Origin of the sequence: Halobacteriovorax sp. (genome assembly GCF_041587335.1) — a bacterium.
Lineage (GTDB): Bacteria > Bdellovibrionota > Bacteriovoracia > Bacteriovoracales > Bacteriovoracaceae > Halobacteriovorax.
The window spans coordinates 1-13,663 of sequence record NZ_JBFGYP010000076.1; the positions used below are offsets into that span (position 1 = coordinate 1).

Here is a 13,663-nt window from a genome sequence, read left to right on the forward strand (position 1 = left end):
TAAATTACCCTGAGAAATTAAGTACTGTATTTTAGATGCAAAGAGATGAACCTTTCCTTGATCAACTCTCTTTACTGAAGAGATCACTTTTAGAAAATCGAAAATATCAAATAGCTCATCTACATTTTTAATTTTTGCTATAGTTCTTTTAAAATGATCTTCTACTTCTTCAAAGATCTTCTTCGTTTTATAATCGTCTACATTAATTTGTAAAAGACTTGATTTTAAATTTTGAAGATTGGATTTATGGTTACTTCTCTTAAGGAATTGTTTTGTGATTTCTGAGCAACTAGATTGAACTTCAGCTGTTGAAGCAACGTCTCTACGATTCTCAATCCTAGCGCAACTTGAAAGGAGAAGTAGGGTTATGAATATAAAGGTTTTAGATTTTAATTTCACTCTACTTTATCGGAATAAAGTAGAGTAATCTTAAGGTGTTAGTTGGTAATTATTTCTTTTGAGTTTCTTTTGTTTTAGATTTATAGGCTGGTCTTGCTAGTATCTCTAGGTAGAAAGCACCGTGGCCTTGAGAGAAAATATTATCAATACTTTTTCCGATATCTTTTAGTTCTAGTATTTCGCTTACTGATTCATCTGCTCCGATTTTACAGTCAAATGCCCAAAAATCAGTCCCTTCTGGAAGCTTCTTTCTTCTTTCTCTAGCGATATACTTCTTTATTTCGAATTTAATTGAATCTATATTTCTTTCTGGTGTTTTATTCTTTGATGCAAACGTAAATGACTTTTTCATATATTCCTCTGTATTTCTTTAAGTTTTAGTACCAAAGAAATACAAGGAATACTATCTAAGTTGTTATTTTCTTAAATATTTACAGTGAAGCCTAGACTTGTCTGGTATTCGCTATCGCTTCCCTTAGGCTTTCCTGTGAAAATAGCTGTAATTCCAAGATTTAAGGTGAATTTATTCATTAAATTGATATTTAGTCCAGCTCCTGCGTAAGGAGAAACGTTAACGGCTGGCTCTCGAGTAGTAGTAACGCCTGCTTCTGTAGTCTCTACTTCTGACTTTCTTGCGTGACCTCCGGCCCTAATATAAGTCGTAAGAAACTTTGTTCTTAAGAAGTTTGATCTAAGACCAACCATTGCTGAAGTGGCCGTCTCTTTTATTGTTAAGTCTCTTTCCGGGAAGCTTTCGGTATCTTTTCCTTGAGTGATCTCTGCTTCAGCAGAAAGGAGGGGTGGTCCGTAAACAGCTCTGATACCATAGAAGAGCCTATCCTTAGTATGAGGAGTAGGAGAGATCTTCTGAACTCTTTCATAGCCTACAATAGGTCCAATCGTTAAATTGCCCTTTGAGCTTACTGCCATTGTTGAAGGAATAGATAGTGATAAGAATAGAAGTAGTGTTATCTTTTTCATGGGTCTATATTACCTTATTTTTAAGGATAATTTGTTTATGAGAAAAATATGCTTAAAGATTGACTAAGTTGTTGATATTTAATAGAGGTTCATTTCTTTTTAGCTTGTTCTTTGAGCTTCTTTCTAAGCTCTTTATCTTTGATTCTCTTCAGCTCTTTAGCTTTCTCATAGAATTCGTTACCTTTAAATTGCTTCTTTGGAGATGCTGAGTTCTTTGATTCCTCTTTGAGTTTTCTTCTCAGCTCTTTGTCTCGCTCATTCTTGAGCTTTTTAGCCGATTGATAGTAACTACTTTCTGTAATGCTGACTTTGGGAGTAGGATCTTTTTTGACGCTAGCTTTCTTTTTCTTACTTAGAGATGAACTTCTTACAATCTTACTTTCTATAAGATCAATCAGATCACTTATCGTTTCTTGTTCTGGCTTATCGCAAACTTTATAGTCGATATCAAAGGCATCTTTAAGGTACTCACTCAGATGTTTTATAAAAACTTCAGTTGGTCTGATTGAGAATTGTTTGAGAAATGTTTCTTCTCCTATAATGTGGAGAGCGCTGTGTCCAGTTGTGTGGAACTCGTTTAGTAATGGAATACAGAAATAGTCTGAGGGCTTTAGTGATGTCCCTCCGTTCGTACCAAGTCGTATGTGGTGAGCACACTGGGCTTTTTTTCCTGAGACAATACAGTTCTTAGTTCGCAGCCAAGCTAGATACTTTAAATTTCTATGGGGCCTATGCTTTGATAAGTGCAATTCTAATATCCTCAAGATTCATACTTTAAAATTGTAGAGTTTTTTAACTCATATGAAAAGGTCTCTAATGAGAGTTAAGGTCATGTAGAGTCTTTCTTGCCACTTTGTTCTTAAGTTCCTACCATTACTAAATGAAATTATTAACTTTAGTATTTATCTTTGTAATATCCCTCCAATCTTTCTCTCTAGAGTTAGTGCAATCTACCGGTGAAGTCACGATCAGTGCTCCAATAGATAAGGTCTTTGATTTAGTTTCTAGCCCTATGAATGATCACTTATGGAGAAGTGAGGTCAATGATATGACAACAAACAACGATGATGTAGTTGTCGGAAGTTGGTTTAGAGAGGATGCATGGATAGGGATTCGTAAAAATTTTATTACAACTACTGCAGTCATAGAGATCGATGCTCCATGTAAAGTTATTTTTGAAACACCGGCTGGAAGCCCATTCTATTTAAAGAGCCAGAGGTTCTTTACTGAAGATAAGGGGAAAACTACATTTAAATATGTTGTAGACTTTGATAGAAAGATGATCAAAGAAACTTTTGGTCTCAATGTTTCACCACAAATTGTTATGAAGCTCTACTCCTTTCAGATGAAGCGCTACCTAAATAAGCTAAAAAAAATACTTGAGAAGTAGTCTTTTACCGAGCTAATACTAAGTAATTACTACGTGCAGGAACTTTATTGATTTTAATTTTAGACTAGAAATGATAGAGATATAGAAAAATTAAGACAGGATAGGTATGGCACTTACGAATAATGATATTTTAAAGAAATTAAGAGTAGCACTTAAGTATAGAGATGAGGATATTGTTGAAATCCTTAAGCTTGTAGATTTTGATATCTCTAAATCTGAGCTAGGGGCCCTCTTTAGAAATGAAGATCATCCTAAGTATATGGATTGTGGAGATCAACTACTTAGAAACTTCTTAAATGGACTTATCATTAAAAAACGAGGACCTAGACCTCCAAAACCAACTAATAAATAGCTTGAACAAATCTCCCAAACCCCCATGGTTTGGGACATTCTTTCCCATCGGGGCAAAAATAACAATCTAAATTAACACTCTTTTTTAATTGCCGATCAGAAGGCATGAGAGAAACTAAAAGAATAAAATTGATTTTATTGGCCGTCGTTCTATTATCTTTTTCATGCGTGAAGGAAGATGATTGCGATACGAATACTAACACTAACACTACTAATATCTCCTCTGATGATTCCATTGAGGCAGATGAGAAGTGTTCCGATGGTGAACCAGATGATGGAGACGTAACAACGCCTACTGAACCGGACCCAGATCCAGACCCGAATCCAGATCCTGGAGAAACAGACCAAGCATCATTAAATAGACCTTGGGAGAGAAGTGATACATCAATTATTATCGATGCCTATGAAGGAAACGGTATTGATTGGGATGAAATGGCCACAGATACTAAAGTTGTAGGGGTTATTCATAGATCAAGTATCGGGGCCCGTGTTGATAAAAAGTACTTCGAAAGAAAGGCAATAGCACTTGAACGAGGCTATCTATGGGGAGCGTACCACCTTGGAAGAAGAGGAGATACTATTGCTCAAGCTGATCTTTTTCTAGATCTCATTGGTGAAGATTTAGATACTCTAATGATTCTAGATCTAGAAGATACTGCATCTAGTAGCTTTATGAGTATAGAAGAAGCGATTGTATTTATGGAGTATGTTTATGAAAAAACAGGGCAAATTCCAACTGTATACGCCAACCATTCTACAACAAAGAAGCTAAACACTCTTGTTGAAGATAATCCAATCTTTCAGCAGTCAAAGCTTTGGTATGCAAGGTTTAAGTCACATGTGACAGATTACCCTGGAAGCCTTTGGAAGAATTACTTTATGTGGCAATTCTCTAGTGAGATTAATTGTAGCAGAACGGGGACTTGTTTATACAATGTTCCTGGGACAGAGTTCGATATGGATGTAAATGTGTTCAATGGACCTCCTGCAGAACTTATTAATCAGTGGAATAACTACTAAAATTTAACTTAACTTGAAACTAACTAAGGCCTCTAGTAAATCGATTACTAAGAGGCCTTCTTCTATTGTAAGATAACCCTTTTCTAGGGGTTCTTTGTGTTAAATATCATATGTTCAGAGCTTGAAAGTGTTGGTTGGTCTGAAGTGTGTGGTTTCATATCTAACCCTGAGTGTGATGATATCTTAGAGCGCTTAAAGTATCTTGAGAGTGAAGATTTCTTCTATGAAGGGGGAGTAAGTCGTCATCTAAACCTACTGGTAGATTCCAGTATTCGAAAATCAAATATTTATTGGATTGAAGATTGGCAGGCATCTCTGTCTTTAAATATATTCAAAGTTAAATTAACTGATCTTATGCTCACTTTAAATCGTCACTTCTTTCTTTCAATGAAAAGGTTTGAGTCTCAATTCGCGATTTATGAAAAAGGTGGCTTTTATAAAAAACATATTGATCAGCATTCTAAGACGCGCCACCGACAAGTTAGCTGTATTTTATATTTAGAAGATTGCCTCGAGGGAGGAGAGTTAGTTCTGTACAATAGAGATAATCGTAATATTGTTGATAAGGTGATTCATCCTAAGAAGGGAACACTTGTTACTTTTTTTTCCTCTCAAATTTTTCATGAAGTACTAGAATCAAAAGTGCGTCGTTATGGACTTACTAGCTGGATGAGAGACGATGAGACACTTCCTCTTATTTAAGATTGCTTATATTGCTTTGTTCATAGATAATCTCTCATATGCAAAAGGGATATACTCAATTTATTATTAAAGGCTCAAAAGCGATGTTGCCTATCATTCCAGCAGTTCTTCCATTTGGACTTATTATGGGAGCTGTTGGGAGTACCGCCGAGTTATCTGGAATAGAGTTGGGCGCCTTAAATACACTCGTCTTTGCTGGAGCTTCTCAACTAGTTGCTGTAGACCTATTGATGAAAGATGTTCCAAGTTCTGTCATTATCATTACCGGACTGGTTATCAACCTTAGAATGATACTTTATAGTGTCTCTCTTTCTGAAGTCCTAAAAGACTCCTCGGTTGGGACAAAGACTATTGGGGCATACCTTGTTACTGATCAAGCTTATGCTGTTTATACTGCAAACTCTAACCAGCTAAAGAGTAAAGAGGAGAAGGTTCCATTCTATATTGGTGCCGCATTATGCATGTCTTTTTCTTGGCAGCTCTTTGTATTGGTAGGCTTTATATTTGGAAACTTTCTACCATCTTCACTGAATTTAGACTTCGCAGTTCCCTTAAGTTTTATTGCCCTGGCCATGCCAACACTTAGAAATAAAAAGTATTACTATGTTGCTTTAGCATCATCTATACTTTCAATTCTTTTTTATAATCTACCATATAATTTAGGACTCCTAGCTTCAGGTGCAATTGCTATGCTCTTTGGTTCATTTCTACTTAGGAAGAAACAATGAAGTATGAAGGGATATGGTTTGTAATTATTGGACTAGGACTTGGGACTTTTATTATACGTTCAACTTTTATTTATCTTTCTAGTAGAATTGAAATATCTGAAAGATTTAAAGAGATCTTGTCCTTAATTCCTGCTGCTATTTTTCCTGCTCTTGTTGTGCCGATGACTTTCTACCATAAGGGAGCTAATGAATTACTTTTTAATAAAGAAAGGTTTATTGTCCTAATCATCGCTTCAATCATTTGTTATAGGCTTAAGAGCGTATTTATAACAATTGTCTCTGGTCTTATTATTTTATATATTTTGTCGTAGATTTTTCTGTATATAGCACTGAGTCAGTCTTATTGTGTGCAAAAGCTTTTCACTAAAAAATCTTCTTGTTACTATTTTTATAAAGGAGTTTATATGAAGTTTTTACTAATATTTTTACTAATGTCCTCTACGTTTTCAGCTGAGTGTGTGAACAGTTCTTTAAAGAAAGCAGGCTTTGGTTTTGCTAATAAGAAAGTGTTCTCTCAAATAGAGCTAAATGTTAATAAGTGGATGTTAGATAATGAAGAAGATTTTGTATTAGATGAAGAGTATGAAGTATTCTCTAGTATCTATGATGGACTTGTTTCAATTACGTCTATAGACAACGTACAAACTAGTGAAGATGAGATGGACGGAGATGTTGTATTTATCCGATCATTATCGTCGGGGAAGCTGCTTGAAATAAGATGGTTTCAAAATGGACTTAAGTCTGTTGCATTTGATAGGGATTATCAAAAATGTCCTACAGCTATTGTTCCTGAGTTTGTGAATAAGCTGCTATAGAAAAAATATTTACCGATAGTTTTTATTTAACTTTTCGCATACTATTAGTTTAGAAACTAGGAATGCGAGAAGTTATATGGATCAATCTTTTTTGAAGAAGATGGTATGGGAGAATGATTTTCAATCTCTACAAGAGTGTATATATCGAACAATAGATAAAATTGAAACAATACTCCTTTGGCAGCCAGAGTCTGATATTGTCAAAAAGAAGCACGAAGCATTTATTCAAAAATTTGCATCTGAAAAAGGTGTTCTTCAGTTAGTCGAAGTAAATCAACAAAAATTTAACTTTAGAGAAGATGAAGATGTTTATATACGTTTTAGTGATCGCTCACTTCTATTTAAGGCCCACATTCGAAAAATGAGTCACGATAAAATTCAAATAATTGTTCCAAGAAAGTTTCGTATAATTGAAAATAGAGAACAGGCCCGTAGTAATCTCCTAGAGCAAGATATTAAAGTTAAAGTTGATCTAGATGTCCAATATAAAACTAAGAATTCTTCATTTGAAATGAATGTTCTAGACCTAAGTCAAGATGGTATTGGTGTCGTCTTTAGTGTTACAAAGATAAATTACTTTAAGGTAGGACAAAAGATTTTCATCAGTAAGTTTGGAGATGTCCCATTAGACGAAAGAGTTATTTGTGAAATAGTACATGTTACAAAAACTGAGCGTAATATGGAACTAATAACAAGCCGTGATTATAAAATGGGACTTAGGTTCTTAAGCGCTATTCCTTATTTTATGAATAGCTATGAAGAATAACCCCTTTTTATTTTTCACTTTAAGTGATTTCTAAGAAAAGGGGATGACTAACTGTGAATTCAGACGTATCAAAGAATTATGTTTTTAATCCCATTTGTTGCCGCATTTATAGGAATACTTCTCTTTTTCATTTATTTGAATTACTCACTATCTTTAAAAAGATCTCTCTACGTCAGAAAGATGAGAGACTATAGGGGAGAGTGGGATAAGAAATTACTTGAAAGTTTTACCTATTATAAAGAACTTAATCTAGACCTAAGGTCAAAACTATTAAATAAGATCTCCATTTTTTATAATGAAAAAGAGTGGGGTGCTGATGTCATGGAAGAAGATAAGCTTTTTGCCTGTGCGAGGGCGTGCCTTCCTATTGTTAATAGAAAAAGTAATTTTTATCCTACTGTTGAAAGTGGATTCATTTTAATGAACCAAGAAGAATGGTTTTCTAAAAATGAAACTCAATTTGAAAAAGAAGTTGGGAAAATGCCCCTTAGAGAATTTGACGGTCATTTTGTGAAGTACTCATTAGAGTACTTCAAGAGTCCAAAAGAAATGAGAAAAAAGAATAAAAGATTATTTGATCTGCTTAATTACTATTACAAATTATCTAATTGAGTATTTCTCTAATAGATTAATCATATCTTTATTAAATTGAGATTTAGCAATATCTTTAGCGCTTCTGCCATCTTTATCTTTTACTTCGACTTTTGCGCCTTTATTAATAAGCTCTTTCACTATTTCTTCTCTACCAAATAGTGATGCATACATTAGAGCCGTCTGATTTGCTTCATTTTCTTGGTTAACATCACAGTCTGTAGACATTAACTTATATGCTACCTTGATATTACCTTTAAAGATTGCTCCCATTAGGGCAGTATTTCCACGTTTATCTTTAATACATGCATTAGCACCTTTATCTAGGAGCTTTGTAACTAATTTCTCATGACCATAGTATGCAGCAAAGATAAGTGGTGTATATCCCTTCTCATCCTGAACATTTAAGTTTCCACCATATTTTACATACTCATCTATTAACTTGTGGTTATTTTGTTTCGCGGCCACAGTCACCATCTCTATTAGTTTATCTTTAGAGTTCTCTAATTCTTTTGAGTAGAGGTTAGAGCTTAAGAAAAGTCCTGTGAGAATAAGTATCGTTGCTTTTAGTTTCATGATTCTTCCCTTTTAAAGTTAAAGTAGAGATGGAGGGAGATCCCCTCCATCTTATTAAACTTAATTACTAGTCTCTAACTTTTTCTACTACTTTTAGTACGTCTTTTATTTTTGTATTTGTTTGCTTTGCTACTCGTGTACCGTAGTCTTTGTCTGCTGCATAAGCATATGAAACCATTTGAAGAACAATCTTCTTGTTTTTGATCTGGTTCATTGTGTCTGCAAAGTTTTTGATAAGGTGTTTCTTATCAAAGTCACTATAGCTTCTATATGTATCACCAGCTTGCTTAAAGTTTTGAGTTTTCTTGATCATCTCTTGTTGAGTTGTTCCAGAAAGTTTGTGTTTACTATACTTAAGAGTTGTATCTTCGTGCAATTCACCACGATCTCTATTTAAGCTTCCATCGAAGTTGTTAGGTTGATAGTTTACATGTTCTTGATTTGCTACTCTTGTTGAAAGAGCCCCATCTTGAGCATATGTGTTAATTTCAACTTTAGCTCTATTTACTGGTAAATATTGATAGTTCACACCAAGTCTGTATCTCTGAGTATCAGAGTAAGAGAAAAGTCTACCTTGAAGAAGTCTATCTTCTGAAGGCTCAATTCCTGGTACAAATACCGCTGGTGAGAATGCTGCTTGCTCAGTGAATTGAAAGAAGTTCTTTGGAACTTTATTCAATGTCATGATCCCAAGTTTAGAGCACTTAACTAATTTCATCTCACAGTTCCAATCTTTAGTCGCATCTAGCGGATTGAAATCATTCTTACTTAGATCAGACTCTTCCATTACAAGTCCTACTAATTCCCAAGAAGGGTAGTTTCCTTTTGCAATATTTTCGTAAAGATCGTTTGTTAGGTGAGAAAAATCTTTACCTTGAACAGTGTTTGCCTCTTCTTGTGTAAGGTTTTTTATTCCTTGTTTTGATTTCCATCTAAACTTCACATATCTTACGACATTGTCTTTATTTACAAACTTATAAGCATGTACCCCGTTTCCGTCCATTTTTCTTAAACTTGCAGGAGTTCCCTTATTTGAAAATAGGTGAGTCCACATATGGATACTTTCTGGGTGGTGTGCCATGAAATCAAAAATTCTATTGGCATCTTGTTTATTTGTTTTTGGGTCAGGCTTTAGAGAGTTAACCATGTCTGGAAACTTCATAGCATCTCTTATGAAAAATACTGGTAAGTTATTTCCAACAAGGTCCCAGTTTCCTTCATCAGTATAGAACTTTGTAGCGAATCCTCTAGGGTCTCTTAGAGTCTCTGGCGATCCTTTAGAGTGAATAACTGAAGAAAAGCGAACAAATACTGGTGTTTGCTTATTTTTTTTACTAAGTAGAGATGCTCTCGTTAGATTCTTGAAATTCCCATATGACTTAAATACTCCATGAGCTCCTGTTCCTCTTGGGTGAACTACTCTTTCAGGTATTCTCATTCTATCAAATCTAGCTAGCTTCTCTATTAGATGTGCATCCTCTAGAAGAACTCCTCCGTTTGGCCCAGCTGTCTTAGAGTTTTGGTTATCTCCAACTGGAGCACCTGTTTCTCTTGTTAAAGTATCAGCGTAAATACTCGGAGTGAGTAAGACTGAGGCTATTGCTAGTCTATTTATCACTTTTTTTATACTCATCATTCCCTCCATTTCGAATGTTATTTTATTTGTGTTAACATTCTCGTATAAAATGGTGATAGAGTATAATTGTGATTTGTTATGGGGTGATAGTTTTTATCTATTGGTGTGTTTTCAGATTGTTAGCTAAAGAAAATCATTTTTACTGCAATAATTGATAGAAAGATAGCAAAACCTTTTCTCATTTTATCTTGTGGAAGCTTATGTGAGAGTTTGGCCCCTAGGTGAGCAAAAAATGAGCTTGTAAGAATCACCCCTAGAAATGCTGGTAAATAGATATAGCCTAGACTTTGCTCTGGGAGGTTCGTAACCTTAAGGCCTGAGACTATATAAGAGATACTCCCTACTATAGAGATAGGTAGTCCTAGGGCCGCAGATACACCAACTGCTTTTTTCATAGAGAATCCACGCCATGAAAGGAATGGAATGCTTATAGTACCACCACCAATTCCAAGAATAGCAGATTTAAAGCCAATGATAGCTCCAACAATTGAATACATAATAATTGATGTCTCTTTTTCAATCTTATCTATTTTGACATCTAAGAACATTTTAAGAGAAACAAGAACAACGTATACTGAGAAGATTGTCTCTAATAGACTTGCTGAAAGCTTACTTGATATTAGACCGCCAGAATAGGTTCCTATAATTAGAGGAATTAATATTTTTCGCACTATCTTCCAATCAATACCACCTCTTTTATGATGGCTAAATACGGAGTTAGACGAGGTGATCACTATTATTGAGAGAGATGTTCCAATCGCCATGTGAATTGCTAGATCGGGAGAAAATCCAAGGAATCTAAAACAAAAGAGAAGCGTAGGTACTATGACTAGACCGCCACCAATTCCAAAAAGCCCTGAAAGTGTTCCTGCGAAGACGCCTAGTAGTAAGTATATTAAGTATGTCATACTCTTTCAGTTCCCATTATTGTCACTTCATTCTTGTTGGCATTAAGCTGCTTTAAAATTATTTTAAAGTCACATTGATCCGCCAACTTCTTAAAATCTTCAAGAACGTGGTAGCCTTCCTTACCTTGGAATTTAATTGTGAATATAAAGTTACGACACAGTTTACCAAGTACCCATGTTGTAATTAACTCTATAACTCTATCTGGTGTAGAGATAATATCTGAGACGGACCAGTCGAGAGTTTGATCTGGTCTATACTTAAAGGCATCTGTTTGAAGAAATTGAACCTTCTCGTCTACCATGAGGTCTTCTCTAAGCTCTGAACGGTCAATCGCTATTACGCTTGCACCATTCTTTCTTGCAATATAAGTCCATCCACCTGGACAGGCTCCTAAGTCGATTAATGTTTCATTCTCTGATATTTTAACACCAAGGATCTCTTGAGCTTCAACAATTTTTTTAAATGCTCTTGATGGCGCTTTTTTATCATCTTCAACATTATTGAAACCTCCTACGTAAGGAGAGTAGAGTGAATTGTATTGAGAAACCTCTTCTGACGTTTGTACCGATAATATGACTGATCGGTCATCTAGCAGCATTACCTGTACAATGGCCAAAGAGCGGTCAAACTTTTTTCTTAAAATTCTTATTTTGTTCTTTCTTAAATTTTTATGAATTTTATCTTTTAAAATCTCTGCTCGACCTGTTTCTAAAACACCATATTTATTAGTCATACTAAAGACATGTAGATTAATAGATTGATCTGCACTAATCTTTTTACAGATTGAATCTACTAAGGCTTGGGCCTGTTTCGAAATAGAGTCTTCTGGGAACTTTTCTGTATTTAAAAGTGCTGTCGTTGAAAAAGCTAAGTACTTATTTTTTAGATCTAAGTCTGATGACACTTTTAAAATAGGAAGACCTGCAACAGATTCTGATTCTGTGTCAAAGCTATTTTTAATTTCTTCTTTAAGTGGTCCGAGCCAATCTACGTTCTTTGCTAAGATATAATGCAAAACTACTCCTAAATATTTTAATAGAACAAATTTAGCACTTATTTTATAAATTAACGAGTAGTAATGGTAAACTTAATCACATGATAAATTGTAGAGCTTCAAATAAGTTAAGAATTCAAACTTCAAAAATACCTTTTATTTTTTGCTTCGTTGTATTTCTAACTGGCCTATATCAAATTTATCTATATTTCACTGGAGGTAGCTATGACTCCTTTGGAGTAGGAGTTTTTACGATAATCCCATTGGGAGTAGTTAACTTTATTTTTCCAAGAGAGATTGTCCTAGAATCTAGCTCATCGCTACAAGTAAAACTTCATTATCTATTTAGAACTAGAAAGATTGATTTTGAACTATCTGAAATAAAAGATATCTCGCTTTCAAGGACAAGAGGAGGAGAAGCATCTGGAAACTACAGTATTTCAATTTTTTACAAGGATGGACGTTACAAAAGTATTCCTCTCTTTTTGAAACTTAAAGATAATAAGAAAATATCTGAAGTAAATCACTTCTTAGGCTCTATAAAGCTTTCTTGATTCGATGTGTTGTAATGAGTGGTGAAAAATAGTTTGACTACTCAAACTAGTGCGCACTAGAATTTTCGCCACACACACACACACACACAGGACAAAGAAATGTTATTTAAGTTTATCTTAATACAATTAACCATTATATTCACGGCCAATGCAAAATCTGATCTAGATACTAAACTTCAAGCCTATATTAAAACTTTTCAACTTAAGGCCGTAGAAAAACCTACGGGTCTAAATGACGTAAAGTATATATTAGGTGAAAAACTATTTTTCGAAAAAGAAATCTCTGGCAATAGAAACATTAGCTGCTCTACTTGTCATGATCCTAAGCTTGGAACAGGGGACGCATTACCACTATCTATTGGAGAAGGTGGAGAAGGCGTTGGAAAGAATAGAATCGCAGGACTCGCTGGACAAGTAATACCTAGAAATTCCCCTCCCTTATACAATCTTGGACATAAAGATATGAGCTTTATGTTCTGGGATGGAAGAGTCAACTACCGAAGTGACTGGGATGTGTATGAAACGCCAGCTGAGGCCTTGAATGGAGACTATCCCGAGCGTTGGGATATCACTGAAGTTCTTGGAAGTGCCCTTGCTGCACAAGCTCTATTTCCAATTCTTTCACATGAGGAAATGCGTGGAGTAAAAGGGACAAATGAAATTGCAGATGCTGAGACTGATGAGCAGGCTTGGAAGCATATAATGAATAGACTCCTAAAGAGAAAGGAGTATGTAGATCTCTTTAGAAAAGCTTTCCCTAATGCGGATGAATTAAATATTGGACACTTTGGTAATGCCCTTGCTCATTTTCAAAAGCACAGGTTTGCTGTCTATGACACACCTTGGGATAATTACTTAAGGGGTGATGAATCAGCACTTAATACTAAGGCCAAGAATGGTGCACTCGTATTTTTTGAAGGTGGACTTTGTATTCGTTGCCACAATGGAACCTTATTAGGTGGATTTGCTTTTGAAGGTGTCGCTTCTCCTCAAACTGGCCCTGGAAAAGATATAAAGCATAATGATGAGGGAAGATTCCTGATTACTAATAATGAGCTAGATCGCTACCACTTTAGAGTGCCTCCTCTTAGAAACGTAGCTTTAACGGCCCCTTACTTTCACTCTGGTGCATACAAGAGTCTTGGAGATGTCGTAAATCACTATATTAGTGGAACAAGAAGTATCGATAATTATAAGAGTGATTGGTTAAATGATCTATTTGAGAAGAACTATCCACAAAAGTTATTTGTA

At 35.0% G+C, this 13,663-nt stretch carries 19 protein-coding genes; 11 read left to right on the plus strand and 8 right to left on the minus strand.

All coding sequences use genetic code 11. From position 1 onward, the window contains the following. From ABX784_RS10985 to ABX784_RS11000, 4 genes are all read right to left on the minus strand, one after another. Window positions 1–399 (minus strand): hypothetical protein (locus ABX784_RS10985; RefSeq protein WP_372655082.1); only part of this gene is annotated, 399 nt, incomplete at its 3' end. 49 nt (window positions 400–448) lie between these two features. Next, on the minus strand, window positions 449–751 hold the full coding sequence (locus ABX784_RS10990) for a DUF6172 family protein (protein ID WP_372655083.1): 303 nt from the start codon (window positions 749–751) through the stop codon (window positions 449–451). Between the two features lie 71 nt (window positions 752–822). After that, window positions 823–1,380 (minus strand): outer membrane beta-barrel protein, encoded by a 558-nt coding sequence (locus ABX784_RS10995; RefSeq protein WP_372655084.1) that lies wholly within the window; start codon window positions 1,378–1,380, stop codon window positions 823–825. 89 nt (window positions 1,381–1,469) lie between these two features. Then, window positions 1,470–2,129 (minus strand): hypothetical protein, encoded by a 660-nt coding sequence (locus tag ABX784_RS11000; protein WP_372655085.1) that lies wholly within the window; start codon window positions 2,127–2,129, stop codon window positions 1,470–1,472. 131 nt (window positions 2,130–2,260) lie between these two features. Here ABX784_RS11000 and ABX784_RS11005 point away from each other — a divergent pair, with 131 nt between their 5' ends. The 9 genes from ABX784_RS11005 to ABX784_RS11045 all read left to right on the plus strand — a co-directional run bounded on the left by ABX784_RS11005 (window position 2,261) and on the right by ABX784_RS11045 (window position 7,764). Next, window positions 2,261–2,770, plus strand: coding sequence for a hypothetical protein (locus ABX784_RS11005; protein ID WP_372655086.1), 510 nt, complete (start codon window positions 2,261–2,263; stop codon window positions 2,768–2,770). 106 nt (window positions 2,771–2,876) lie between these two features. Then, the gene (locus ABX784_RS11010; protein ID WP_372655087.1) at window positions 2,877–3,122 is read left to right on the plus strand and encodes a DUF1456 family protein; all 246 of its coding nucleotides are present in this window, start codon (window positions 2,877–2,879) and stop codon (window positions 3,120–3,122) included. Window positions 3,123–3,226: 104 nt separating this feature from the next. Continuing rightward, window positions 3,227–4,141, plus strand: a complete 915-nt coding sequence (locus ABX784_RS11015; protein WP_372655088.1) for a glycoside hydrolase family 25 protein — start codon at window positions 3,227–3,229, stop codon at window positions 4,139–4,141. A gap of 96 nt (window positions 4,142–4,237) precedes the next feature. Then, window positions 4,238–4,843 carry a 2OG-Fe(II) oxygenase gene (locus ABX784_RS11020; RefSeq protein ID WP_372655089.1) on the plus strand — a complete coding sequence of 202 codons (606 nt, stop codon included), beginning with the start codon at window positions 4,238–4,240 and terminating at the stop codon, window positions 4,841–4,843. 38 nt (window positions 4,844–4,881) lie between these two features. Continuing rightward, entirely contained in the window at window positions 4,882–5,571 is a 690-nt protein-coding gene (locus ABX784_RS11025) for an AzlC family ABC transporter permease (protein WP_372655090.1), read from the plus strand. Further along, the gene (locus ABX784_RS11030) at window positions 5,568–5,882 is read left to right on the plus strand and encodes an AzlD domain-containing protein (RefSeq protein WP_372655091.1); all 315 of its coding nucleotides are present in this window, start codon (window positions 5,568–5,570) and stop codon (window positions 5,880–5,882) included. The genes ABX784_RS11025 and ABX784_RS11030 overlap by 4 nt, the downstream gene beginning before the upstream one ends. Before the next feature lie 93 nt (window positions 5,883–5,975). Next, window positions 5,976–6,386 (plus strand): hypothetical protein, encoded by a 411-nt coding sequence (locus ABX784_RS11035; protein ID WP_372655092.1) that lies wholly within the window; start codon window positions 5,976–5,978, stop codon window positions 6,384–6,386. Window positions 6,387–6,462: 76 nt separating this feature from the next. Then, window positions 6,463–7,152: a PilZ domain-containing protein gene (locus ABX784_RS11040; protein WP_372655093.1), complete on the plus strand. Its 690-nt coding sequence runs from the start codon at window positions 6,463–6,465 to the stop codon at window positions 7,150–7,152. Window positions 7,153–7,230: 78 nt separating this feature from the next. Continuing rightward, on the plus strand, window positions 7,231–7,764 hold the full coding sequence (locus ABX784_RS11045; RefSeq protein ID WP_372655094.1) for a zinc-dependent peptidase: 534 nt from the start codon (window positions 7,231–7,233) through the stop codon (window positions 7,762–7,764). Here ABX784_RS11045 and ABX784_RS11050 read toward each other — a convergent pair. From ABX784_RS11050 to ABX784_RS11065, 4 genes are all read right to left on the minus strand, one after another. Beyond that, window positions 7,753–8,319 carry an ankyrin repeat domain-containing protein gene (locus ABX784_RS11050; protein WP_372655095.1) on the minus strand — a complete coding sequence of 189 codons (567 nt, stop codon included), beginning with the start codon at window positions 8,317–8,319 and terminating at the stop codon, window positions 7,753–7,755. The genes ABX784_RS11045 and ABX784_RS11050 overlap by 12 nt on opposite strands. 67 nt (window positions 8,320–8,386) lie before the next feature. Beyond that, the gene (locus ABX784_RS11055) at window positions 8,387–9,952 is read right to left on the minus strand and encodes a catalase (protein WP_372655096.1); all 1,566 of its coding nucleotides are present in this window, start codon (window positions 9,950–9,952) and stop codon (window positions 8,387–8,389) included. Window positions 9,953–10,074: 122 nt separating this feature from the next. Continuing rightward, window positions 10,075–10,863 carry a sulfite exporter TauE/SafE family protein gene (locus ABX784_RS11060; protein ID WP_372655097.1) on the minus strand — a complete coding sequence of 263 codons (789 nt, stop codon included), beginning with the start codon at window positions 10,861–10,863 and terminating at the stop codon, window positions 10,075–10,077. After that, complete coding sequence (locus tag ABX784_RS11065) at window positions 10,860–11,879, minus strand: SAM-dependent methyltransferase (RefSeq protein WP_372655098.1); 1,020 nt, start codon at window positions 11,877–11,879, stop codon at window positions 10,860–10,862. The genes ABX784_RS11060 and ABX784_RS11065 overlap by 4 nt, the downstream gene beginning before the upstream one ends. A gap of 80 nt (window positions 11,880–11,959) precedes the next feature. On the opposite strand from ABX784_RS11065, the gene ABX784_RS11070 reads away from it, so the two are divergent. Both ABX784_RS11070 and ABX784_RS11075 read left to right on the plus strand, forming a co-directional pair. Further along, window positions 11,960–12,412 carry a hypothetical protein gene (locus tag ABX784_RS11070; RefSeq protein WP_372655099.1) on the plus strand — a complete coding sequence of 151 codons (453 nt, stop codon included), beginning with the start codon at window positions 11,960–11,962 and terminating at the stop codon, window positions 12,410–12,412. 99 nt (window positions 12,413–12,511) lie between these two features. After that, window positions 12,512–13,663, plus strand: a 1,152-nt coding sequence (locus ABX784_RS11075; protein ID WP_372655101.1) for a cytochrome c peroxidase, incomplete at its 3' end; no start/stop codon positions are given.